This is a genomic window from Thiocapsa marina 5811 (genome assembly GCF_000223985.1).
In the GTDB taxonomy this organism is placed as follows: domain Bacteria; phylum Pseudomonadota; class Gammaproteobacteria; order Chromatiales; family Chromatiaceae; genus Thiocapsa; species Thiocapsa marina.
On sequence record NZ_AFWV01000007.1, the window covers coordinates 178,931 to 201,055 of the forward strand.

The 22,125-nt window shown below is 65.5% G+C and carries 19 protein-coding genes; 10 read left to right on the forward strand and 9 right to left on the reverse strand.

Annotated features, from left to right (window positions below; translation table 11 throughout):
• Nucleotides 1-13: 13 nt before the first annotated feature.
• The 4 genes from THIMADRAFT_RS11680 (at nucleotide 14) to topA (ending at nucleotide 5,752) form a co-directional block, all read left to right on the forward strand.
• Nucleotides 14-1,234: a LysM peptidoglycan-binding domain-containing protein gene (locus tag THIMADRAFT_RS11680; RefSeq protein ID WP_007193244.1), complete on the forward strand. Its 1,221-nt coding sequence runs from the start codon at nucleotides 14-16 to the stop codon at nucleotides 1,232-1,234.
• A gap of 16 nt (nucleotides 1,235-1,250) precedes the next feature.
• The gene (gene dprA, locus THIMADRAFT_RS11685) at nucleotides 1,251-2,393 is read left to right on the forward strand and encodes a DNA-processing protein DprA (protein ID WP_040731218.1); all 1,143 of its coding nucleotides are present in this window, start codon (nucleotides 1,251-1,253) and stop codon (nucleotides 2,391-2,393) included.
• A gap of 101 nt (nucleotides 2,394-2,494) precedes the next feature.
• Nucleotides 2,495-2,971 (forward strand): DUF494 family protein, encoded by a 477-nt coding sequence (locus THIMADRAFT_RS11690; RefSeq protein WP_007193246.1) that lies wholly within the window; start codon nucleotides 2,495-2,497, stop codon nucleotides 2,969-2,971.
• A gap of 465 nt (nucleotides 2,972-3,436) precedes the next feature.
• The gene (topA, locus tag THIMADRAFT_RS11700) at nucleotides 3,437-5,752 is read left to right on the forward strand and encodes a type I DNA topoisomerase (protein ID WP_007193248.1); all 2,316 of its coding nucleotides are present in this window, start codon (nucleotides 3,437-3,439) and stop codon (nucleotides 5,750-5,752) included.
• 100 nt (nucleotides 5,753-5,852) lie between these two features.
• Here the strand turns inward: topA and moaA are convergent, their stop codons facing one another.
• The 6 genes from moaA to THIMADRAFT_RS11730 all read right to left on the reverse strand — a co-directional run bounded on the left by moaA (nucleotide 5,853) and on the right by THIMADRAFT_RS11730 (nucleotide 10,423).
• Nucleotides 5,853-6,839 carry a GTP 3',8-cyclase MoaA gene (moaA, locus tag THIMADRAFT_RS11705; RefSeq protein ID WP_007193249.1) on the reverse strand — a complete coding sequence of 329 codons (987 nt, stop codon included), beginning with the start codon at nucleotides 6,837-6,839 and terminating at the stop codon, nucleotides 5,853-5,855.
• Between the two features lie 55 nt (nucleotides 6,840-6,894).
• Nucleotides 6,895-7,404 (reverse strand): disulfide bond formation protein B, encoded by a 510-nt coding sequence (locus tag THIMADRAFT_RS11710; protein WP_007193250.1) that lies wholly within the window; start codon nucleotides 7,402-7,404, stop codon nucleotides 6,895-6,897.
• 34 nt (nucleotides 7,405-7,438) lie between these two features.
• Nucleotides 7,439-7,675: a thioredoxin family protein gene (locus THIMADRAFT_RS11715; protein WP_007193251.1), complete on the reverse strand. Its 237-nt coding sequence runs from the start codon at nucleotides 7,673-7,675 to the stop codon at nucleotides 7,439-7,441.
• A 63-nt stretch (nucleotides 7,676-7,738) separates the two neighbouring features.
• Nucleotides 7,739-8,695 (reverse strand): permease, encoded by a 957-nt coding sequence (locus tag THIMADRAFT_RS11720; protein WP_007193252.1) that lies wholly within the window; start codon nucleotides 8,693-8,695, stop codon nucleotides 7,739-7,741.
• Nucleotides 8,696-8,843: 148 nt separating this feature from the next.
• Nucleotides 8,844-9,422, reverse strand: a complete 579-nt coding sequence (locus THIMADRAFT_RS11725) for a DUF302 domain-containing protein (RefSeq protein ID WP_007193253.1) — start codon at nucleotides 9,420-9,422, stop codon at nucleotides 8,844-8,846.
• 245 nt (nucleotides 9,423-9,667) lie between these two features.
• The gene (locus THIMADRAFT_RS11730) at nucleotides 9,668-10,423 is read right to left on the reverse strand and encodes a Crp/Fnr family transcriptional regulator (protein ID WP_007193254.1); all 756 of its coding nucleotides are present in this window, start codon (nucleotides 10,421-10,423) and stop codon (nucleotides 9,668-9,670) included.
• Nucleotides 10,424-10,651: 228 nt separating this feature from the next.
• Here THIMADRAFT_RS11730 and THIMADRAFT_RS11735 point away from each other — a divergent pair, with 228 nt between their 5' ends.
• Nucleotides 10,652-12,604, forward strand: coding sequence for an ATP-binding protein (locus tag THIMADRAFT_RS11735; protein WP_007193255.1), 1,953 nt, complete (start codon nucleotides 10,652-10,654; stop codon nucleotides 12,602-12,604).
• Nucleotides 12,601-13,260: a two-component system response regulator NarL gene (gene narL / locus THIMADRAFT_RS11740; protein ID WP_007193256.1), complete on the forward strand. Its 660-nt coding sequence runs from the start codon at nucleotides 12,601-12,603 to the stop codon at nucleotides 13,258-13,260. The genes THIMADRAFT_RS11735 and narL overlap by 4 nt, the downstream gene beginning before the upstream one ends.
• Nucleotides 13,261-13,308: 48 nt before the next feature.
• Here the strand turns inward: narL and THIMADRAFT_RS11745 are convergent, their stop codons facing one another.
• Complete coding sequence (locus tag THIMADRAFT_RS11745; protein WP_007193257.1) at nucleotides 13,309-14,193, reverse strand: phosphoribosylaminoimidazolesuccinocarboxamide synthase; 885 nt, start codon at nucleotides 14,191-14,193, stop codon at nucleotides 13,309-13,311.
• A gap of 728 nt (nucleotides 14,194-14,921) precedes the next feature.
• Between THIMADRAFT_RS11745 and THIMADRAFT_RS11750 the strand changes: the two genes are divergently transcribed.
• Both THIMADRAFT_RS11750 and mltB read left to right on the forward strand, forming a co-directional pair.
• The gene (locus tag THIMADRAFT_RS11750) at nucleotides 14,922-15,308 is read left to right on the forward strand and encodes a RidA family protein (RefSeq protein WP_007193258.1); all 387 of its coding nucleotides are present in this window, start codon (nucleotides 14,922-14,924) and stop codon (nucleotides 15,306-15,308) included.
• 283 nt (nucleotides 15,309-15,591) lie between these two features.
• Nucleotides 15,592-16,653 (forward strand): lytic murein transglycosylase B, encoded by a 1,062-nt coding sequence (mltB, locus tag THIMADRAFT_RS11755; protein ID WP_007193259.1) that lies wholly within the window; start codon nucleotides 15,592-15,594, stop codon nucleotides 16,651-16,653.
• Nucleotides 16,654-16,850: 197 nt separating this feature from the next.
• Here mltB and THIMADRAFT_RS11760 read toward each other — a convergent pair whose 3' ends face one another.
• Nucleotides 16,851-17,267, reverse strand: coding sequence for a secondary thiamine-phosphate synthase enzyme YjbQ (locus THIMADRAFT_RS11760; protein WP_007193260.1), 417 nt, complete (start codon nucleotides 17,265-17,267; stop codon nucleotides 16,851-16,853).
• Nucleotides 17,268-17,517: 250 nt separating this feature from the next.
• On the opposite strand from THIMADRAFT_RS11760, the gene recG reads away from it, so the two are divergent.
• The gene (gene recG / locus THIMADRAFT_RS11765; protein WP_007193261.1) at nucleotides 17,518-19,641 is read left to right on the forward strand and encodes an ATP-dependent DNA helicase RecG; all 2,124 of its coding nucleotides are present in this window, start codon (nucleotides 17,518-17,520) and stop codon (nucleotides 19,639-19,641) included.
• A gap of 3 nt (nucleotides 19,642-19,644) precedes the next feature.
• Here the strand turns inward: recG and THIMADRAFT_RS11770 are convergent, their stop codons facing one another.
• Nucleotides 19,645-21,387 carry a chloride channel protein gene (locus tag THIMADRAFT_RS11770; RefSeq protein ID WP_007193262.1) on the reverse strand — a complete coding sequence of 581 codons (1,743 nt, stop codon included), beginning with the start codon at nucleotides 21,385-21,387 and terminating at the stop codon, nucleotides 19,645-19,647.
• Nucleotides 21,388-21,643: 256 nt separating this feature from the next.
• On the opposite strand from THIMADRAFT_RS11770, the gene THIMADRAFT_RS11775 reads away from it, so the two are divergent.
• Entirely contained in the window at nucleotides 21,644-22,045 is a 402-nt protein-coding gene (locus THIMADRAFT_RS11775; RefSeq protein ID WP_007193263.1) for a hypothetical protein, read from the forward strand.
• The last annotated feature ends 80 nt before the right edge of the window (nucleotides 22,046-22,125 follow it).

Below are 22,125 nucleotides of genomic sequence, written 5' to 3' on the forward strand. Positions count from 1 at the left end.
TCCGGGAGGTCCGATGCGTGTTTTGAACCTTCGTTTCACCCTCGCAGACGTCGTTCTCGGCGCCCTGATCGCGTCGATCGCGATAGCCCCGGCATCGACGGTGCGTGCGGTCGAGCTCGCCGAGGACGCACCCGAGGTCTACGAGGTGCGTCCCGGGGATACCCTCTGGTCGATCGCCGGGCGTTATCTGCGCGACCCCTGGCTCTGGCCCGAGATCTGGCAGGCCAACGACGATCCGGGCGATCCCGATCTCATCTATCCCGGAGAACGGTTGCGTCTGGTGCATGTGGAGGGTCGCCCGCGTGTCGTGCGCGACACCGCCCCCGGGGCGAGCGGCGATATGCGTGTCGTGCGCCTGAGTCCGCGGGTGCGGGTCAGCGCGCTCGAGGCGCCGGTGCCGATGATCCCCGTCGCCTCGATTGCGCCTTTCCTCACGCAGCCCTGGGTGGCGGACTCGGACGCGATCAAGCGAGCGCCTTACGTCGTGGGCTTCGGCGAGGATCGCACCATCGCGGGGCCGTCGGATGACGTCTTCGTGCGTCGCATCGATACGGCCGCGGTCGGCGCGTTCCAGATCCTGCGCCCCGGCGACGCGCTGCGCGACCCGGACACCAACCGCATCCTGGGCTACGAGGCCACCTTCGTCGCCAACGCCATGCTCGAGCGTGTCGGAGACCCCGCGATCCTGCGGGTCACCCGATCCGAGCGCGAGGTCGCCATCGGCGACCGCGTCATCCCGGCCTCGCTCGAGGCGCCTCTCGAGAATTTCTTCCCGCGAGCGGCGCCCGCCGGAATCCGCGGTCAGATCCTCTCGGTGATGAACGGGGTGTCTCAGATCGGTCAGTACGACATCGTGACCATCAATCGGGGTTCGGACGATCGGCTTCAGCCCGGTCACGTCTTCGAGATCTTTCGGGGCGGGGAGCAGGTTCGCGACAAGGTCCGCGCCGGCGACATGAATTGGAACTGGAAGAGCGAGAGCCCCCTGACCGGTTCCTTCTGGCTCGGCAACGAGTATTCGGTGAAGGGCTGGAGCGAGAGTCCGACGGACTCGAGCGCGCCCATCCCCCTGCATGCCGACATCGGTCGCGATCGCGGGACCTATATCCGACCGATGCAACGCACCGGCCTGCTGATGGTCTTTCGATGCTTCGATCACGTGAGCTTCGCGCTCGTGCTCAATGCCGACCGGGCCATGAGTGTCGGCGACCGGGTCGTCCCGCCCGCTCGGTGATGGGCTCGATCGTCTCTTGAGCGTCGCCTCGGACTCGATCGCGGACTGGATCGTCCTGATCTCCGCTCCCGGCATCGGGTCGCGCACGGCGACCCGATTGATCGAGCGCTTCGGCACCCCGCGCGCGGTCGCGGATGCCCCGCGACAGGATCTCGCCGCGGCGGGGATCTCGCCCGAGGCGATCGCCGCGCTCAAGCAGCCGGATACCGCGGCGCTCGAGCGCATCCTTGCGTGGTCGGACCAGCCCGATGCGTTCGTGCTGACCCGCGCCGATGCGCGCTATCCGCCGCTGCTCGCCGAGATCCCCGACGCCCCGCTGTTGCTGTACGTGCGCGGCGACCCGGAGCTGCTCGCCGAACCGCAGCTCGCCGTGGTCGGCAGCCGCAATCCAACCCCGTCGGGCCTCGAGATCACCCGCGACTTTGCGCGACGGCTTGCCGCGGACGGTCTGTCGATCACCAGCGGCTTGGCGCTCGGCGTCGACGGAGCCGCTCACGCGGGCGCGCTCGAGACGGGGCGAACCATCGCCGTTCTCGGTACGGGTCCGGATCTGGTGTATCCCGCGACCCACCGCGATCTGGCCCGGCGGGTCGCGGAGCGCGGTGCGTTGGTCAGCGAATTTCCACCCGGCCAGGGGCCGTCTGCGCGGAATTTCCCGCGGCGTAATCGGATCATCAGCGGGCTGTCCGTCGGTGTTCTGGTGACCGAGGCAGCCCTGAAGAGCGGCTCCTTGATCACCGCACGCTTCGCGCTCGAGCAGGGGCGCGACGTCTTCGCCGTCCCCGGCTCCATCCGCAATCCCCTTGCGCGCGGCAGCCACGCACTCATTCGCGACGGTGCCAAGCTGGTCGAGGACCCCGCGGAGATCCTCCTCGAGCTGGCCCCGATGCTGCGCAATCTGCTCGCGGCCTGCCCCGGCGAGGCGTCCGTGGCGCCCGGTGAGGAGCGCGCCGCGGCCGGTCGAGGCGCGACCACGACACTCGATGCAGACTATCGCGCCTTGCTCGATGCGATGGGATTCGATCCGGTGGCGCCCGACGAGCTGATCGCCAGCAGCGGCCGCTCGGCCCGGGAGGTCTCGTCCATGTTGTTGGTCCTGGAGCTGGAGGGTCATGTATCATCGGCCCCTGGAGGCCGCTTTTGCCGGCTCGGTTCTTGAGCGGAAACGTCCCGGTTGACCACGATGGAACGCCTGAGTGGAATACCGGTGCAGTTCGCTCCCGTCAGCCTTCGGGCTGACGCCGCCCACGAGGTTGGCTGATGTACGAAAATATGGTCGATGTGCTGATCTATCTCTACGAGAACTACATGGACGGCGAGGGTCAGCCCCCGGCCGATCAAGTTGCGCTGGAGGACGAGCTCGCTCAGGCGGGCTTTACCCCGACCGAGATCCAGAAGGCACTGCTTTGGCTCGACGAGCTGGCCGAAGGTGTCGATGTTCCGCAGTATCACGACCACACCCTCGGCTCCATCCGCATCTACAACGCGACGGAGTCAACCAAGCTGGAGGTGGAGGCGCGCGGTCTGCTGCTGTTCTTGGAGCAGAACGGGATTCTCGACCCTGTCAGCCGCGAGCTGGTGATCGACCGCCTGCTCGCGATCGATCAAGCAACGGTGGGTCTCGACGAGGTCAAATGGGTCGTCTTGCTGGTCTTGATGAATCGTCCCGGTCGGGAGGATGCCTTCTCCCAGATGGAGGATCTGGTCTACAACGACGAGCCGGTCTACCTCCACTGAACCGCATTGAACCGCGTCAGGCATGACCTGCTGCGTTGTCGAGTCGGCCCGGCGCCTCACGCTCAAGCAGGCGTTGGAGTCGACGCGGTTCAAGGTTTTATAAGACGATGATTTCTCGGTAACCTGTCAGAAACGAAGTCGAGCGCCGAATCCAATCGTTGTCGTTGTCGTTGTCGTTGTCGTTGTCGTTGTCGTAATCGACAACCGCGGCAAAAATATTATCGTCGAGTTGCTTTGCTTGTCTTCGAACGGTCCCGTAGCGGAGGCGCGTCGTCGGAGCCGCCGATTCGCCAGGCATTTCGTCCCGCGTTTGCCGATCTCAGACTCAGCTCTCCGGGACCTGAATTTCCGTCCGACCGGCCCTTTCGCCGCCGATCATCGCTTCGACTCCCCTTGACGCGCCGATGCGAACCGGGTTTACCCTAGAGGTCCCGATTCGTTCGCTTCCGTTCGCTCGCAGCCATCATGAATCTCGTCATCGTCGAATCTCCGGCTAAGGCCAAGACCATCAAGAAGTACCTCGGACCCGATTTCGAGGTGATCGCCTCCTATGGTCATGTCCGTGACCTGGTGCCCAAGGAGGGCGCGGTCGATACCGAGAACGGCTTCGCGATGAAATACCAGATCATCGATCGCAACGAGAAGCACGTTCAGGCGATTGCCAAGAAGCTCAAGGAGGCCGATGCGCTCTATCTCGCGACCGACCCGGACCGCGAAGGCGAGGCCATCTCCTGGCATCTCTACGAGCTGCTGAAGAGCCGCCGTCAGCTCGGCAAGCGCCCGGTGTTCCGGGTGGTCTTCAACGAGATCACCAAGCGGGCGGTGCAGGATGCGGTCGCCAATCCGCGCGAGCTGTCCTACGATCTGGTCAATGCCCAGCAGGCGCGTCGTGCGCTGGACTATCTGGTCGGCTTCAATCTCTCGCCGCTGCTGTGGAAGAAGATTCGGCGTGGTCTCTCGGCAGGCCGCGTGCAGAGCCCGGCGCTGCGCCTGATCTGCGAGCGCGAGGACGAGATCGAGGCCTTCGCCAGCCGAGAATACTGGTCGATCGAGGCCGATGCGGCCAAGGAGGCGCGGCGCTTCACCGCCAAGCTGGTCGAGTTCGAAGGCGAGAAGGTCGAGCAGTTCAGCATCGTCGACGGGGAACGTGCCGCGACCGTCCACCAGACCCTCGAGCAGGCCGCCGGCGGCAAGCTCAAGGTCGACGAGGTCGAGCGCAAGCAGCGCAAGCGCAACCCGGCACCGCCCTTCATCACCTCCACGCTCCAGCAGGAGGCCGCGCGCAAGCTCGGTTTCACGGCCCAGCGCACCATGCGCGTGGCCCAACAGCTCTACGAGGGTGTGGATGTCGGCGGCGGGCCGATCGGCCTCATCACCTACATGCGCACCGACTCGGTGAATCTCGCCCAAGAGGCCTTGGACGAGATCCGCGCCTATGTCACGGAACGCTTCGGTGCGAATCATCTGCCCGAGCAACCGAGGTTCTACAAGACCAAGGCCAAGAACGCCCAGGAGGCCCACGAGGCGATTCGCCCCACCTCGGCCTATCAGGTCCCCAAAGAGATCCGCGCCCATCTCAGCGCGGATCAGTTCAAGCTCTACGAGCTGATCTGGAAGCGCACCCTGGCCTGTCAGATGGCCCACGCGCTCATCAACCAGGTCGCGATCACCCTGAGCGCCGGGGAGGGCAACCTCTTTCGCGCCACCGGCTCGACCGTCGCCGAGCCCGGCTTCATGAGTGTTTATCTGGAAGGTCGCGACGATGCCAAGGGCGCGGACGACGACGAGGAGCGCATGCTCCCCGAGATGAAGGCCGGGGACCTGGTCGACCTATTGGCCATCCGCCCCGAGCAGCATTTCACCGAGCCGCCGCCGCGCTACTCCGAGGCATCGCTGGTGAAGGCGCTGGAGGAGTACGGCATCGGCCGCCCCTCGACCTACGCCTCCATCATCTCCACGCTTCAGGATCGCGAGTACGTCGTCCTGGACGCCAAGCGCTTCCTGCCGACCGATGTCGGGCGGGTGGTGAATCGGTTCCTGACCGAGTATTTCACCTCCTACGTGGATTACGATTTCACCGCACGTCTGGAGGACGACCTGGATGCGGTCTCGCGCGGGGAGGGCGAATGGGTCCCCTTGCTCGAGCAGTTCTGGAAACCCTTCAAGGAGCGTGTCGACCACACCGAGGCGTCGGTCAAGCGCAGCGACGTCACCCAGGAGCGCATCGACGAGACCTGCCCCAAATGCGGCGGCCAGTTGTCGATCCGGCTCGGACGCAACGGGCGCTTCATCGGCTGCACCAACTATCCCGACTGCGACTACACGCGCGACCTCAACCCCGACAAGGCCGAGGCGGATGCCCCCGAGCTGATCGAGGGCCGCACCTGCCCGCTCTGCAACTCCGCGCTCGAGATCAAACGCGGGCGTTACGGCAAGTTCATCGGCTGCAGCGCCTACCCGACCTGCAAGCACATCGAGCCCTTGGAGAAACCCGAGGATACGGGCGTCACCTGCCCCAAGTGCACCAAGGGGACGCTGCAGAAGAAGAAGTCCCGCAAGGGCAAGATCTTCTATTCCTGCTCCACCTATCCCAAGTGCGACTACGCCGTCTGGGACGAGCCCATCGCCGAGCCCTGCCCCAGGTGCGGATGGGCGGTCTTGACGATCAAGACCACCAAGACCAAAGGTTCGTCGAAGGTCTGTCCGCAAAAGGAATGCGGTTTCCGCGAGGCGATCGCGGAGGAGCCGGCAGAAGACGCGGCCGAGTCCGAGTCCGCGTAGGGTGGACAAGCGCAGCGCAGTCCACCATCGCCGGCGCGGGATTCGGTGGACTTCGCTCGCGCTCGTCCACCCTACGGCTAGCCACTAGCTACGGCTCAGCTCAGCCGCCGGTCGCGGACATGAACCGGATAATCTTCTCAGGGCGCTCTTTGAACTCGTGCCGCTCGGGCTTCAACGCGATGGCGCTTCGCAGGTGCGCAACCAGATCCGCCTCCCCGATCCCGTCGCGCAGCAGGGGCCGCAGCGCGTAGCTGTTCTCTTGGCCTAGGCACAGATAGAGTGTGCCGTCGACTGTCAGGCGCACCCGGTTGCAGGTCTCGCAGAAGTGCTGCGAGATCGGGGTGATGAAACCGATCCGTGTCTCGGTCGCGCCGACACGGTAATAGCGTGCGGGACCGCCGCCCGGCAGGATGTCGGGGATCAGCTCGAAGCGCTGCTCGAGACGCCGCCGCACGCTCTGCAGATCCAGGTATTGATCCTGAGCCCCGCGGCCGGTCGCGCCCATCGGCATGGTCTCGATCAGACGCAGCGTGAAGCCGTTTTCCGCGCAGTAGGCGAGGATGTCCTCGATCTCCTCGTCGTTCACCCCCCGCATCACGACCGTGTTCACGCGGATCGGCGCGAAGCCGACCGCGCGGGCCGCTTTGATCCCCCGCAGCACCTTGTCGAGATCCCCGCCCGTGACCTCCTTGAAGACCTGCGGACGCAGGCTGTCCAAGCTGACGTTGAGACGGCGCACGCCGGCGCGATACAGCGGCTCCGCCAGCACATCCATGCGGGTGCAGTTGCTCGAGATGGAGAGGTCGTCCAGGCCGGGCAGGGCGGAGAGCCGTTCGGCGAGGTTCGGCAGATCCTTCCGCACCAAGGGCTCGCCGCCGGTGATCCGGACATGTCGGACCCCGAGCGCCGTAAAGGCCCCGACCACGCGTGCGATCTCCTCGAAGGTGAGCCAGTGCGCCGGCTCCTCGAATCCCTTGAATCCCTTCGGCAGACAGTAGCCGCAGCGCAGGTCGCAGCGGTCCGTGACGGAAAGCCGCAGATAGGCAATGCGTCGGCCGAACGGGTCGGTCAGGGTCTGCTCGTTCATGCGGTGTGATCCGGTGGATGCGGAAGAAGGCCCTGTCCAACTGCCGGCTCCAGGGTCATCGGGCCTGCGACTCGGCATAGCTTCGAAGTAGCGCCAGGACGCCCGCACCGAGACAGAGGGCAAAGCCGACAAAGGCCCAGTTCGCAAGCGACAGTCCTAGAATCAGGGCGCCTTCGTCCTCGCAAAAGCCCGTCGCCATGAAAAGCGTCGGCGCCTGTTGGCCGAGCCACTCGACCCAACGCTCGATCACTCCGGGCGTGCCGGCCACACAGGACACACTCCCCGGGGGCTGTAGCTGCAGCCAGCTCTGATAGGCCGCGACACCGACTCCCGAGGCCGAGACCGGCAGCGTCACGATGCCGAGCAGGCGCCCGAGGCCCCCTGCTCCCGCGAGCCCGGCTCCGAGCGCGAGCACCGTCAGCATCATGAAGAGCAGGCGTTGGAAGATGCACAGATGACAGGGATTCAGCGCGAGCCAGTCGGTCAAGACGAAGCTCGACGCGACCGCCAGGGCGCAGCCGCCGGCCATTAGGCCCCAAAGCAGTCGAGGCGACGGTCTCGTCATTCCGAGGCGTCCCCGGCGAGGCAAGGGCATGACGTCATCGGCTGAACCATCCCTCGACCGTCTTGCGATCCGGAACCCCGCCGGCATGCACCACCTGACCGTCGATCACGACGCCCGGTGTCGACATGACCCCGTAGCCCATGATTCGGCCGAGATCCTCGACCTTCTCCAGTGCGATCTCGGCGCCCTGCGCCTTTGCGGCCTCTTCGACGACCTTGTAGGTGGCTTTGCAGTTGGCGCAGCCCGATCCCAAGATCTTGACTTCTTTCATATCGGCTCTCGTGTCGGTTGGTCCCGATACCGGGAATAGCCCAAGGGTAATAGGGGCTCCATTCTACGCCAGCAGGTTGAATCCGTAGCCGACCAGGATGAAGGCGGTCGCCAAGACACCCGCATAGAGCGCCAGCCCGGGCCAGCGGATGACCTTGCGCAGGATGATCATCTCCGGCAGCGAAAGTGCGGCGATGCTCATCATAAAGGCGAGCGTGGTGCCGATCGCCACCCCTTTGCCCAGCATGGCTTCGGCCACGGGGATCGCGCCCGTTGCGTTGGAATAGAGCGGGATCCCGAGCAGGACGGCCCCCGGGACCGCCAGCCAGTTCTCGGTACCGCCCAGGTGCTCGACCACCCACTCCTCCGGGACATAGCCGTGGAAGAGTGCGCCGACGCCGATGCCGAGCAGGACCCATTTCCAAAGTCGCCGCAGGATCTCGCGGACCTCGCCCACGGCGTAGCGATGCCGCCCGGCCAGCGAGGTGTCCGGCTCGGGCATCTTCAGCTCGCCCATGTGGATCTGCCAGACATAGGGCTCGACCCACCGCTCGGGCCGGAAGCGCTCCATGACCACGCCGCCGACATAGGCGACCGTCAAGCCGGCGGCGACATACATGAGTGTCAGCTCCCAGCCGAGGATCCCGAGCAGGATGACCACCGCGACCTCGTTGATCATGGGGCTGGCGATCAAGAAGGAGAAGGTCACCCCGAGTGGGATGCCGGCCTCGACGAAGCCGATGAAGAGCGGCACCGACGAGCAGGAGCAGAAGGGCGTGACCGCACCCAGCCCGACCGCGGTCGAGCGCGCCGCCCATTTGGGTTTGCCGCGCACATAGGCGCGGACCCGCTCGGGCGAGAGGAGCGCCCGAAAGAGCCCCATGAGATAGATGATGATGACCAGCATGAAGAAGATCTTCGCCGTGTCCATGACGAAGAAATGCAGCGCTGCTCCGAGATGGCTCGCCGGGTCGATGCCCAGCAGACGGTAGACGACGAGATCGCCGAGTATATCGAACACCTTTGCGCGCCTCTGCGGCGTTGATCATTGGCGTCTACTATATACGATCTTCCGTATATCCGGATTGCGCGATGTCACGAGCAGCCGGATCACGGCGCTCGGGATCACGGCGCTCGGGATCACGGCGCTCGGGATCACGGCTTGCGGGTCACAACTCTCCGGCCGCGCCGCCTTCCATGATCGCCCGGATGGTGTCGCGGACCTTCAGGGAGGACGCCTTGAGCTCTTCGGGAAGCTCCCGACCGCCGTGGATCATCATGTCCAGGTTCATGCTGTAGAGCGTCAGGCGCCCCTCCTTGTCTTCGACCAAGGCGATGCGGCAGGGCATGAAGCCGCTGTACTCGTTGCGATATTCGAGCATCTGTCGACCGACCCTGGCATCGCAGAAGGAGAGAAAGTTGACGTAGCGATAGGGCTCGCCCGTGATCGCCTCGATCTGCTTGTAGAAGGGGGACTCGCCGACAAAGAGCAGGTTTCGCGAGACCGCGATGCTCTTCATGGACGCGATCACGTCGTCCGGACTCAACCCCTCCTCGACCGGGATCGCCCACATCATGGCCACTCCGGGATCGCCGGTCGTCAGCAGGCGCGAGGCGAAATCGGCGTAGACGCCCGGAAACTCGGGGTCGAACTCGCCGAGGATCGGGGCGAACCGCCAAGAGAGCACGCCGATGCCGACAATGGTCAAGAAGCCGATGACGGCCAGCAGGTTGCGAACGATCTTCACTGCGAATTCCCCTGTGATGATGTCGGCCGCCTCCCGAGCGGCTCGATCCGTGATGTCGCGGCGCGATCGTGCACGCCGTCGAGGCAGGGCTCGGAAACACCTGTTGCGGTATCGTCGAGCGGGTTGCGGGCAAAATGCCCCGTCCCGTCCGCGGCGGGTCGGTTTGTTTCAGATGCATGACTTGCGGATTGTACCCATCCCTTGGGTGTCGGGCGATGCCGCAACCCGCTCGATCGAGGGCGGCGTCAGCTCGGTACGGGCACCGCGCCGGCCTGTGCCGGGCTCTGCTCGGCAAGCGGGTCGTCGAACACGAAGGCCGCCAAGCGCTCCAGCGACGGGATGAGGATGGTCCGCCGCTCGATCTCGACGAGACCGCGATGGGCCAGCTCATGCAGCTCGCGCGAGAAGGTCTCGGCACTCACGTTGAGGTTGGAGGCAATCAACGCCTTGGCGGCCGGCAGAACCACCACCGCGTGGTCGAGCGCATCCGAGCTGCAGCGGCCCTGCTTGAGCAGAAAGTCGGCGAGGCGCTGACGCGCGCTCATCAGGCAGCAGGTTTCCAGGTCGTGGACAAGCCGATGGACATCCCCGGCAACCAGCTTGAGCATGACGGACGCGACCTCGGGCCATTCGGCGATGGCCGTTTGGATTCGATCGCGACCGACCACGAGGAGCCGGCTGTCGCAGATCGACTCTGCGAAGACCGGGCAGGGCTCGTCGAGCAGGATGGCCGCAACCCCGAAGACACGCCCGGGTTGGAGGATGTCCAGCACCCGCTCGGCCCCAAGCGGCGAGAGCGCGGCGAGCTTGACCCGTCCCTCCAGAAGACACTGGAAACCGCTCGGGCGGCTGCCCTTCTCGCAGATGATCTGACCCCGTGTCGCCGTGCGCAGTTGACTGCCGCCGGCGACGAAGCGGGCCGGCTCGTCGTCGAGCGCGGCAAAGGCGGGGACGTCGCGAAGGTGAGGCAGGAAGTTAAAGGCGCGGTCGATGTCGTTCATGGCTGAAGTCTATCGGGCGGGGGGATCTCTACAAGGCGCGCAACGACCGAGAGGCGTGCCGGGAAATACCTCCGAAGTGGTAGGGGTGGTAGAGTGTCAAAGCATTGAGAAACCTTGTGGTTGTCCGATCCGAGGGCACTTTTCGCCAGGTTCGCGTCGGTTTCGATTCTTTGGAGGTATCCCCTTTCGCGGCCGGCGCGAACGGGCTGGAATGCGGGGGTGATCGATATGAGCTCTCTTCTGCCGCGTTCGTTCCATCGCTCGATCCTGCTCGGCGTGGGTTCGTTGATGAGCGTCGTCGTTGTTTTGGCGATCCTCAGCATGCTGATCAGCGGCAGCGTGGGCCGAGCGACACAAGGGCTCGCAGCGGCCGTGAACCAGTCGGGGTCGCTGCGGATGCAGTCCTATCGCATCGGGATGGCGTTGGCCGACGCCCGTGTCCCGGCCGATCTGCGTGCCGATCGGGTCGAGGCACTGGCCGATGAGCTCGAGCAGCGGCTGGCCAGTCCGCGTCTCGTCGACATCATTCCGCGACGTGCCGACGAGGAGATCCGCGCCGGCTACGAGCGTATCCGTGCCGATTGGGAGGCGCGCATGCGCCCGCAGGTGGCGGCGGACATTGCGCGGTTGCGCGCACTCGATCGGGGCCCTTCCGGGGAGCCACCGACGATGACCTACCTGGCGGATGTCGACGGCTTCGTCGAGCGGATCGATGCACTGGTCGGGGAGCTCGAGCGGATCACGGAAGCGCGCTTGGCCATGCTGCGGGTCGTCCAGACGGTCGCCTTGGTCCTGACGGTGATTGTGGTGCTCGTGACCATGGTCCTGGTCATCGGCCGGGTCATCCAACCGCTTGCGGAGCTCCTCGAGTGCGCCGATCGGTCGCGGCGCGGCGATTTCTCCCGACGCACCCGCTTTACCGGCAGCGACGAGCTGGGCCGGCTCGGCGAGTCGATGAACCGCATGGCCGCAGACCTCTCGCAGCTTTATTCGGATCTGGAGGGCCGCGTCGCGGAGAAGACCCGCGATCTCGAGCGCTCCAACCAGACGCTGGAGCTGCTCTACGGCGTGGGGCAGGCGTTGCACGAGACGCCGATCTCCACACCCATGTTCGAGCGTGTTCTGCAGGAGATCCGGGTCAAGCTGCGGCTTCGGGCCGTGACGCTTTGCCTGGACGAAGCGCAGGATCCGCACCCGGATCTCGCGCCCCGTCGCAAGGACGGCCGTGCCTGCGTGACCGCGAGCGACGAGGGCGAGCGGCGTGTTGCCTGCTCGAGCGACGGATGCCCGATCTGTCGCGAGGCCGAACCCTATCATCCGGCGCTGCGTGCGCTCGGGCGAGGCGACCGTCGGCCCCCCGTGTCCTTCGCCGTGGCGGATCAGGATCGGGCCTTCGGCGTGCTGATCGTGGAGCTGGAGCGCGATCAGACCCTACCGCCTTGGCAAGGACGTCTACTGGCCTCGCTCGCCACACTGATCGGCACCGCGCTCAGTCTGCATCGGCGCCAGCGCGACGGCAGGCGTCTCGCGCTTTTCGAGGAGCGCGGCGTCATCGCGCGCGAGCTGCACGACTCCTTGGCCCAGTCGCTCTCCTATCTGAAGATCCAGGCCTCACGACTGGACGCACTCCTCGTCGCGGGCGCACGGCCCGAGCGCTCGCGCGCCGTGCTCGCAGAGCTGCGCGCGGGCGTCGATACGGCCTACCGCCAGCTGCGCGAGCTCCTGACCACCTTTCGGCTCAAGATGGACGATCGCGGCCTCAATGCGGCGCTGGAGTCGACGGTGGCCGAGTACCGCAAGCGTGGAACCACCGAGATTCGCCTGGACAATCGCCTCCCCGCCTCTCTGCTGAGCCCCAACGAGGAGATTCATGTGTTGCAGATCGTCCGCGAGGCCCTGTCGAACGTCATCCGTCACGCCGGCGCGGCCAATGCCGTGCTGCGCGTGTCGGTCGGCGACCCCGGGATCCGCGTGACCCTCGACGACGACGGGCGCGGAATCGACCCGCACATCGTCCGGCGCGGTCACTACGGCCTGAGCATCATGCGCGAGCGTGCCGCCGGCCTCGGCGGCGACATCGAGATCGCGCCCGGGCCGCGCGGCGGGACACGTGTTCGCGTGACCTTCCCGAGCCGGCGAACGCGAGACATCGACACCACAGACGCGGTGCATGCCTCATGACGACCGACACCCGAACCACCGTCGTCGTCATCGACGACCATCCGCTGTTTCGAAAGGGGGTGTCCGATCTCATCGCGATGGCGCCCGAGCTGGTTCTGGTCGGGCAGGCCGGCGACGGCGAGGAGGGCATGCGTGTCGCGGCGCAGTGCCGCCCGGACCTGATCCTGCTCGATCTCAACATGACGGGGATGAACGGCATCCAGACCCTGGAGCGTCTGCGCCGCGCCGACCTGGATGCGCGGGTCGTGATGCTGACCGTCTCCGATAGCGAGGACGACGTCATCGCCGCCCTGCGCGCCGGCGCCGACGGCTATCTGCTCAAGGACATGGAGCCAGAGGACATCCTCCATCAGCTCCTGGCCGCCGGCCGGGGTCGTCTGGTCATCAGCCAACGTCTCACCGAGCTGATCGCCCGGGCACTCCGGCACGACAGCGGCCCGGTGCGCCCGGACGATGCCGGCCTCACCCCGCGCGAGCGCCAGGTCCTCGCGCTGCTGGCAGAGGGGGCAAGCAACAAGCTGATCGCCCGCGAGCTGGACCTCTCCCTCGGGACCGTCAAGGTCCATGTCAAACACATCCTCAAGAAGCTCAAGCTCAGAACCCGCGTCGAAGCCGCCGTCTGGGCCGTGCGTCAAACCACGCCCGAGGACCCTTGAGCCGAAACCTCTGAAGTCCCCGTCGCCCTACGCCGTTTCGCGGGGGATTCAGCCGCGCGTCAACCGCTCTTCGGCCTCGCGGTATTTGGCGGCGGTGCGGTCGATGATCTCCTGCGGCAGCATCGGCCCCGGCGGGGTCTTGTCCCAGTCGAGGGTCTCGAGATAATCGCGCACGAACTGTTTGTCGAAGCTCGGCGGGCTGGTGCCGGGTCGGTATTGATCGGCCGGCCAGAAGCGCGAGGAGTCGGGCGTGAGCACCTCGTCGATCAAATGCAGCCGTCCCTCGCCGTCGAGGCCGAATTCGAGCTTGGTGTCGGCGATGATGATCCCGCGTGCCAAGGCGTACTCGGCGCAATCGCGATAAACGGCTAGGCTGGTGTCGCGCACCTGCTCCGCCAGGGCCGGGCCGAGCAGCCGCTCGGTGTGGGCGAAGTCGACGTTCTCGTCGTGCCCGCCGATCTCCGCCTTGGTCGACGGCGTGTAGATGGGCGCGGGCAGCCGGTCGGCCTGACGCAAACCGGGCGGCAGCGCGATGCCGCAGACCGAACCGCCTTCCCGGTAGTCCTTCCAACCCGAGCCGATCAGATAGCCGCGCACGATCGCCTCGACCGGCAGCGGGGTCAGCCGGCGCACCACCATGGCGCGATCGCCGAGCCGGGCGAGCTCCTCGGGATCCTCCACCACCGCGGAGACCGGGATATCGGCGAGATGATTCGGCACCAGTTGCGCCGTGCGCGCAAACCAGAACCGCGAGACCCGCGTCAGGACCTCGCCCTTGCCCGGGATCGGCTGCGGAAGCACCACGTCGAACGCGGACAAACGGTCGCTCGCGACCATCAAGAGATGCTCGCTGTCGATCTCGTAGAGATCGCGGACCTTACCGCGTCCGATCAGGCGCAGCTTGGCGAGGTCAGACTGATGCAGTGCGTTCATGGTGTGTGATCCGGAAGTTGGAAGGCGAAAGTATAACGGGTTGCTTGCATGGCGGCGGCAGGGTTGGGGCCAGCTTCCAGCCGCCAGCCACCAACCCCCAGGCTTCGGGTTTCACCCTTCCTGATTAGAAAGAATCGTCCGCCAGGCTCACGGAATAAGCCCCCGATCGGCGCAGACTGCTCCCTGATCCACCGTCGGACGGAGCCTGCCATGACCATGCATCGAACCCGCTGGTCTCCGGCTGCCCCAACGGGGCTCAACACGCGAGCCCGGGGCAACGCCCCGGGAACACGACCCCCATCCGAAGCCCTGAAGGGGCGGCCCAACGCTTTGCTGTGTCGATCTTTGGCGCGCGTTTCGGGAAAGGGCCGAACGGTGCAAAACGCTCAGCCCCGGCAGCATCTTTAAACCGCCCTTTCAGGGCTGAAGGTCTCGGTTGATTGAAACCCGGGGCGCTGCCCCGGGCTGACATCGGTCGCGCCGTTGGCGCTCGGCACGAACTGCCGCAACGAGGCTCGCCAGGCTCGTCCTCGAGAGTCTTGATTGCTTGATACTTGAGGCCCTCTGCTCAATCGTGGATTCGGCGCTGAGCTGAATCTCCTTACTAATCAGATAACCCTTAACCCTTAACCCTTCACCTCTGCACCAAGCACCTTGGCGCAAACCCCGCGCTGCATTAGGCTCACGCCGACATTGTCGGGTAACGAGACTTTCGGAGTCACCACAGCATGGCAAAGAGCATCATCAAGACCGATCAGGCCCCGGAGGCGATCGGGACATACTCTCAAGCGGTTCGCGTCGGCAACACTGTCTATCTGTCCGGACAGATCCCGCTCGTGCCCGACACCATGGAGCTGGTCTCGGGCGACATCGAGGCGGAGATCCGACGTGTCTTCGACAACCTTCGGGCGGTTGCCCGTGCCGCCAACGGCAGTCTGGCCGATGTCGTGAAGCTCAATGTCTTTCTGACCGATCTGGTCCACTTTCCGTCGGTCAATCAGGTCATGGCCGAATACTTTGAGGAGCCCTATCCGGCACGGGCGGCGATCGGTGTCGCGGCGCTGCCGAAAGGTGCGCGGGTCGAGATGGACGCGATCATGGTCCTGGCTGATTAAACCGCGTTCAGAGCGAGATGCTCATTTTCGACTGAGCTCGACGTTAGGTGCCTCCACAACCCTTAGCGTGGACGCGGTTTAAAATTATAAATTTTTTAATATCTTAAACCGCGCCGACTCCAGCGTTCGTCAAGTCCGCCGGGGCTGATCCCAGCCAAAAGCATCGCATACCGCGCCGGGCGCGGTTTAACACCACAATCACGAGCTAAATTCATCGGTTGAATTGCTTTACTGAAAAACTGCTTTACTATAGCCGGCACCGTTTTTCTGACCTGGACTGCCCATGCGCGTTGTTTGCTCGATCGCCGCCCTGCTGTGTTTGACCCTGGTCGCGGGCTGCGGCTCCCAGTCCACTCGCCCGGGCGAGATCGCGGACAGATCCCCTTATCCGTCTTCCGGCTCCGCGACGGTGACCGGTGATTTCGCAGGGTATCCCGGCGTCGAGCCCTTCATTCGCCGCATGCAGCAGCAAGGCTTCCCGCCGAATCAGGTCGCCGCCGTCCTCTCCGGTGCGAAGCGCGAGCAGTGGATCATCGACGCGATGGATCGCCAGGCCCCGCGACCGAGCACCGGTCCGACCGGGGCGTGGCTCCGGTATCGCGCCAAGTTCCTGACCCCGGACAACATCGCCAACGGCGTGCGTTTCTGGCAGCAGAACGAGGCCGCGCTGAACCGGGCGAGCGCGCGTTACGGTGTGCCGCCCGAATACATCGTGGCCATCATCGGTGTAGAGACCCGTTACGGCGGCTATGTCGGGAAGACCCGCATCGTCGATGCCCTGGCGACGCTGGCCTTCGCCTATCCGCGCCGCGCCGATTACTTCTCGGGGGAGCTGGCATCCTTCCTGGTCATGACCAAGGAGGAGGGTATCGATCCCTTCAGTCCGCGCGGCTCTTATGCCGGTGCGATGGGGCTCGGGCAGTTCATGCCCTCGAGCTTCCGCGACTATGCCGTGGACTTCGACGGCGACAGAGATCGAGACCTCTGGAATCCGACGGATGCGATCGGCAGCGTCGCCAATTATTTCAAATCCCACGGTTGGCAAGCCGGCGTGCCGGTTGTGGTGCGCGCGAACGTGCAGTCTCCCTCGGGTGCCCGCGCCATGAAGTCGGGCTTCGCGACGCGCTACAGCTTGAGCGAGCTCGCGCGCCGCGGAATCACCCCGGCCAGCTCACTCGGCGGCGTCTCGCAGGTGAGTTTGCTCGAGTTCGATGTCGGCACCGGCTACGCCTACTGGCTGGGGACGCAGAATTTCTACACCATCACCCGCTACAACCACAGCAGCTACTACGCGATGGCCGTGTACCAGCTCGGCCGCGCAATCGCGGAGCGCAAGGGCAGTTAAACCGCGTCCAGAGCGAGATGCTAAATTTTCGAGTGAGCTCGACGTTTGGTGCATCCAAAGCCCTTAGCGAGGACGCGGTTTAAAATAATATATTTTTTAATATCTTAAATCGCGCCGACGCCAGCGGCCGCCAAGTCTTCCGGGGCCGATCCCATCCAAAAACATCGCATACCGCGCCGGGCGCGGTTTAACTGGTGTTACTCGCCCTGAATGGTCAAGGTGATCCGCCGCCCGTGACCGTGCGTGCGATGCTCGTACAGATAGAGACCTTGCCAGGTGCCCAGCGCGCAGGTGCCGCCGCTGATCGGAAGCGTCAGCTCGACCTGAGTGAGGATGGCGCGGATGTGGGCGGACATGTCGTCGGGCCCCTCGTCGCTGTGCTCGAAGAGCCGATCGCCGTCCGTGACCAATCGGGCCATGAAGGCCTCGAGGTCGCTGCGCACCGTCGGGTCGGCGTTCTCGCAGAGGATCAGGGAAGCGCTGGTGTGATGGACGAAGACATGACAGAGTCCGATCCGAACCCCGGAGGCCCGAACCTGCTCCTGGACGTGCCGCGTGATGTCGTAGGTGCCGCGGCCTTTGGTGATGACCGAGAGTGATTTTTGAATGATCATGGGGCAGGGCCGAGAGCGTTTTGTGAAGGCCGACGCCTCGGCGAATCGGCAGAAGACGACGACGGATGGCCGAATGATCCCCGATTGGCGGTTCGATTGCATCCGTTGACGGTATCCGACCGACGCGACGGGTCATCGGGGTACCGCTCGGGCACTGAATACCCATCGCGCCCCGGAATCACCATCGCCTAGAAACGAGGGTTTGAACGGCACAGGCGCACGGGGCGTAGAGAGAGTAATAGGTTAAACCTTGACCGACAATGCCCCGGGGTCTTCCGAGCATCCATCGCTTCCGACCCCTTCGCTCGACACCATTCCGGTGGAACGGCTCAACCGGGTCGGTCCGCGCGTGGCCGAGCGTCTCGGCAAGCTCGGTGTACGCACCGTTCAGGATCTCCTCTTTCATCTGCCCAACCGCTATCAAGACCGCACGCGTTTGGCCACAATCGCCGAGCTGCGCGTGGGCGACGAGGTGTTGGTCGAGGGCGAGATCCGGGAGGTCGAGCTCTCGGGCGGGCGACGCCGCTCCTTCAAGGTCTGGCTCTCGGACGGCGGGTTCGGCGGGCTCATGCTGCGCTTCTTCCATTATTCCAGGCAGCAGATCGACGCGCTCAAGCCCGGCGTGCGCCTGCGCTGCTACGGCGAGGTGCGGCAGGGGCCGAGCGCCTTGGAGATGGTCCACCCGGAGTATCGCATCCAGTCCGAGGAGCCGGTCGCGATCGAAGAGCGCTTGACCCCGCTCTATCCCTCGACCGAGGGCCTGCAGCAATCCTCCTGGCGCGGTCTGACCGATCAGGCGTTGGCGCTTCTGTCCCGACAGGCGCCGCGCGAGTGCCTGCCGGACGAGGTCTTGCGCCCCTTGGGTCTTCCGAGCCTCGTGGAGGCGCTCGCCTACCTGCACCGTCCACCGTTGGATGCCGACCCCCTCGATCTGATCGAGCGCCGTCATCCGGCCTTTCACCGCTTGGCCTTCGAGGAGCTGGTCGCCCATCAGGTCAGTCTGCGACGGCTGCGTGCGGCGCAGCGGGCGATCGCGGCACCCGTCCTCGCGGGCGACGGCACCTTGCGCAAGCGGTTGCTCGATGCCTTGCCGTTCCGAATGACCGCGGCGCAGGAGCGTGTCGTCGCCGAGATCGCGGCCGATCTCGAGGGCGAGCGCCCGATGCAGCGTCTGCTCCAAGGCGACGTGGGGGCCGGCAAGACACTGGTCGCGGCGCTGGCGGCGCTCCAGGCAATCGAGTCCGGCGCGCAGGTCGCCTTGATGGCGCCGACCGAGCTCTTGTCCGAGCAGCATCGACGCGGTTTTGCGGGTTGGCTCGCCCCGCTCGACATCGAGCCCGTTTGGCTGGTCGGGCGCCACAAGGGCCGCGAGCGGGTCGGTTTGCTCGAGAGCATCGCGAGCGGTCGCGCCCGCATGGTGATGGGCACCCACGCGCTCTTTCAGGACGACGTCGTCTTCTCCGAGCTGGGTCTCGTGATCATCGACGAGCAGCACAGGTTCGGCGTTCACCAGCGCATGCGTCTGCGCGCGAAGGGCGGCGGTGACGGAGGCGCGCCGCACCAGTTGATCATGACCGCCACACCCATCCCGCGCTCGCTCGCCATGACCGTCTATGCGGATCTGGATCTCTCGGTCATCGACGCGCTGCCGCCCGGGCGGACGCGGATCGTCACGGTTGCGGTCCCGGACAGCCGTCGCGAGGAGGTGATCGCGCGTGTGGAGCAGGCCTGTGCACAGGGACGCCAAGCCTATTGGGTCTGCACCCTGATCGAGGAATCCGAGGCGTTGGAGTGTCAGGCCGCCGAAGAGACCGCGCGCCAACTGGCCGAGAGCCTGCCCGGCATCCGCATCGGCCTGGTGCATGGGCGTATCAAGGGTCCCGAGCGCGAGTCGGTGATGGCCGCCTTCGCCGCGGGTGATCTAGACCTCTTGGTCGCGACCACGGTCGTGGAGGTCGGCGTCGATGTCCCGAACGCCAGTCTCATGATCATCGAGAACCCCGAGCGGCTCGGTCTTGCGCAGCTGCATCAACTGCGTGGCCGGGTCGGGCGCGGGTCTGTCCAAAGCCACTGCGTGCTGCTCTTCCATCCACCCCTGTCGATCGCTGCGCGCGAGCGTCTCGGTATCATCCGCGCGGCCGAAAGCGGTTTCGAGATCGCCGAGCGCGATCTGGCCATGCGTGGTGCGGGGGAGGTTCTGGGTACGCGCCAGACCGGCACCGTGCAGTTTCGCGTCGCCGACCCCCTGCGCGACCAACATCTGGTCGCCGCCGCCCAACAGGCCGCCGACCTGATCCTGGTGCGCTATCCCGATCGGATCGAGCCATTGATCCAACGCTGGCTCGGATCGCGCGAGCTGTACGGGAGCGTGTGATCCTCAATAGCGGTATGCCGACTCGATCCGCTCCCGCGTCAAGACGCCGTAGATGTGCGAGATCCCGGGCGCGATCATCCGCTGCACGTAGAGCGCCTCGGCGCCCCGCGTCTGCATCAGATCGAGTGCCTCTTGGAGGGTTGCCTGAAGATGGATCGGTGCAAGCTCGAGCCGATTCCCGGGGATCGCGAGCAGGTCGATCTCCTGCGCATCGGGCGTCAACGACAGGGCGCTCGCCACGGCGATCCCGGGCATCAGGTAGGCCGGTCCGCCGTCCTTCTCCACGATGACCCATTCGGGTCCGTCCGCGACCAGGCCTTCCGCCTGCTCCCGCGTCAGGTGTTGCTCCTTTCGGGCGAAGCGCGTGTTCATCGCGCCGCCCACGCCGCTGCGTCTGAGCAGGTGCACCACCGGGTTGGAGCGGTAGTCCAGTCCGTTCGCCCGCAGCGTCGTGAGGAAGAGCGAATCCTTGCCGAACAGCTCCTTGCTGGTCAGCGCGGCCAAGATGATCACCAACATCCCCGGCATGATCACCCCGGGGCTGTGGGTCAGCTCGACGATGGCGGTCAAGGCCGCCAAAGGTGCCTGGAGACTGGCACCCATCATGGCACCCATGCCGAGCAGGGCGAAGAATGCGACCTGATCGACCTCGGTCCCGGCGACTGCTACTGCCGCGACACCGACCAGATTCCCGACGATCGCACCCATGAAGAGGGCCGGGCCGATCGTCCCGCCCGGGATCCCGAGTCCCGCGCTGGCCGAGGTCGCCAGCAGCTTGAAGGCCAGCAATACAAGCAGAAAGCCCCAGGTCAGGGGCTCGGTCAGCAGCTTGCCCAAGGTGTCGTAGCCCAGTCCCATCACCTCCGGGACCAAGGCGCCCGCGATCCCGGCGATCACCCCGGCCAGGCAGACCCGAGTGAAGAAGCTCAGGCGTTTGCCCCAGCCTGCAATCGTCTTGATCGACTGGATGTAGGCCGCCGAGAGTGCACCGACAAGGAGTCCGAGCACCGCGACCGGGAGCAGCGCGGTCAGCGATGTCACCACGACCGGCGCGACGCGCAGCACCGGGTCGCTGCCGAACACGGCGACCGACAGGGCATTCGCGCTCACCGCGGCCAGGATGATCGGCACGAAGCTCGCGACGCTGTATTCCAACCCCAGCACCTCGAGCGCGAAGATCACGCCTGCGAGCGGCGTGTTGAACGATGCCGAGATCCCGGCCGCGGTTCCGCAGGCGGCCATGTTGCGGATACTGTTGTTGGGCAGGGTCAGGAGCTGCCCGATCAGACTCCCGCCCGCGGCGCCCAGATAGACATGCGGTCCCTCGCGTCCGACCGAATGACCGCTGACGATCGCGATCGCCGCGCCCAGGAACTGAAGCACGAACCCACGCAGGGTCATGTGTCCCTGATGATATTCCATGCGCTCCATGACCCGGGCCACACCGAGTACATAGATGCCCCGGGCGAAACGCACGAAGAGCAGCCCGATCAGCACCGAGCCGAGCAACGGCAGGACCAAGCGAAGCGGGATCGGCAGCGCCTCGTAGTTCTCGCCGTGGCCGGGAAGGGTCGCCGCCTGCAGGCCCTCTACGGCGAGACGGAAGGCGACGATGACGACTCCGGCCGCGAGGCCGGTCAGCAGACCGAGGACGGCCGGCCAGAAGAGGGCATCCGGACGGGAAAGCCGCAGTCTCAGCGACTCCAGTGCGCGATGCAGCCGATTCCCGGATGATGTGCGTTGCATCGTGCGCGATCCCCCGTTCAGGGCGCGGCGAAACACCCGTGACAAGCCCCCGGCAGAGTCCGCGCATCATCCCAGATCCGGCCGCCTTCATCCCACCGGCGACCCAACCTCACGGAAACTCGTGACACCGCTCAGCGGTGTCACGCATGCCCCTGGCGCTCTGCGCCACGTGACGCTGCGTCCGGGGTTACGAACAAGGCACGCCCTCGGTATATCATTAGCGCTCCGAGCTCAGACTAAGCGGGGGAGTGTTTCGATGGATCGCGCGAGTGAAAGCCAAGAGATTTGGGTCTTTTCGACCTTGGTGGTGGGCTTTGCCCTATCGTTTTTGATCGCCGTGGTGCCGCATTACAACGGCGCCTACCGGCTCGAGCCCTTGATGCTGGCGGCTTGGATGATCCCTTACATCATCCTGTCGGTGATCGTGTGGTTTCTACGCGGCCCGGTCCGACTGCGCACCATCCTCGGTGTGGTCTGGATCCAGTTGCTCACTGTGTTGATACAGCGGGTCATTCTCGGCGATCCCGTCGGTTTGTCGCTGTTTCTGATGCCGCTCGTGACGGCCGTCGGCCTGCTGCTCCTGATCCCTCAGTTGTGCGGGCGCATGGAGGAGGGGCCTTTGGGTCCGATCTGCGGGCGGCTCCTGAAGCGCACCTAGCGCCGGGCGCCTCATCGATGTCGGGGCGGCTTGAGCCGCCGTGCGGTGTGCCGTCGGGCAGGGGTCGGGCGACTGAAGTC

What these genes read in the sequence shown, in the direction of transcription:
- THIMADRAFT_RS11680 (WP_007193244.1), top strand. Translation starts at nt 14, where the DNA reads ATGCGTGTTTTGAACCTTCGTTTCACCCTCGCAGACGTCGTTCTCGGC.
- THIMADRAFT_RS11690 (WP_007193246.1), top strand. Translation starts at nt 2,495, where the DNA reads ATGTACGAAAATATGGTCGATGTGCTGATCTATCTCTACGAGAACTAC.
- topA (WP_007193248.1), top strand. Translation starts at nt 3,437, where the DNA reads ATGAATCTCGTCATCGTCGAATCTCCGGCTAAGGCCAAGACCATCAAG.
- moaA (WP_007193249.1), bottom strand. Translation starts at nt 6,839, where the DNA reads ATGAACGAGCAGACCCTGACCGACCCGTTCGGCCGACGCATTGCCTAT.
- THIMADRAFT_RS11710 (WP_007193250.1), bottom strand. Translation starts at nt 7,404, where the DNA reads ATGACGAGACCGTCGCCTCGACTGCTTTGGGGCCTAATGGCCGGCGGC.
- THIMADRAFT_RS11715 (WP_007193251.1), bottom strand. Translation starts at nt 7,675, where the DNA reads ATGAAAGAAGTCAAGATCTTGGGATCGGGCTGCGCCAACTGCAAAGCC.
- THIMADRAFT_RS11730 (WP_007193254.1), bottom strand. Translation starts at nt 10,423, where the DNA reads ATGAACGACATCGACCGCGCCTTTAACTTCCTGCCTCACCTTCGCGAC.
- THIMADRAFT_RS11735 (WP_007193255.1), top strand. Translation starts at nt 10,652, where the DNA reads ATGAGCTCTCTTCTGCCGCGTTCGTTCCATCGCTCGATCCTGCTCGGC.
- narL (WP_007193256.1), top strand. Translation starts at nt 12,601, where the DNA reads ATGACGACCGACACCCGAACCACCGTCGTCGTCATCGACGACCATCCG.
- THIMADRAFT_RS11745 (WP_007193257.1), bottom strand. Translation starts at nt 14,193, where the DNA reads ATGAACGCACTGCATCAGTCTGACCTCGCCAAGCTGCGCCTGATCGGA.
- THIMADRAFT_RS11750 (WP_007193258.1), top strand. Translation starts at nt 14,922, where the DNA reads ATGGCAAAGAGCATCATCAAGACCGATCAGGCCCCGGAGGCGATCGGG.
- mltB (WP_007193259.1), top strand. Translation starts at nt 15,592, where the DNA reads ATGCGCGTTGTTTGCTCGATCGCCGCCCTGCTGTGTTTGACCCTGGTC.
- THIMADRAFT_RS11760 (WP_007193260.1), bottom strand. Translation starts at nt 17,267, where the DNA reads ATGATCATTCAAAAATCACTCTCGGTCATCACCAAAGGCCGCGGCACC.
- THIMADRAFT_RS11770 (WP_007193262.1), bottom strand. Translation starts at nt 21,387, where the DNA reads ATGCAACGCACATCATCCGGGAATCGGCTGCATCGCGCACTGGAGTCG.
- THIMADRAFT_RS11775 (WP_007193263.1), top strand. Translation starts at nt 21,644, where the DNA reads ATGGATCGCGCGAGTGAAAGCCAAGAGATTTGGGTCTTTTCGACCTTG.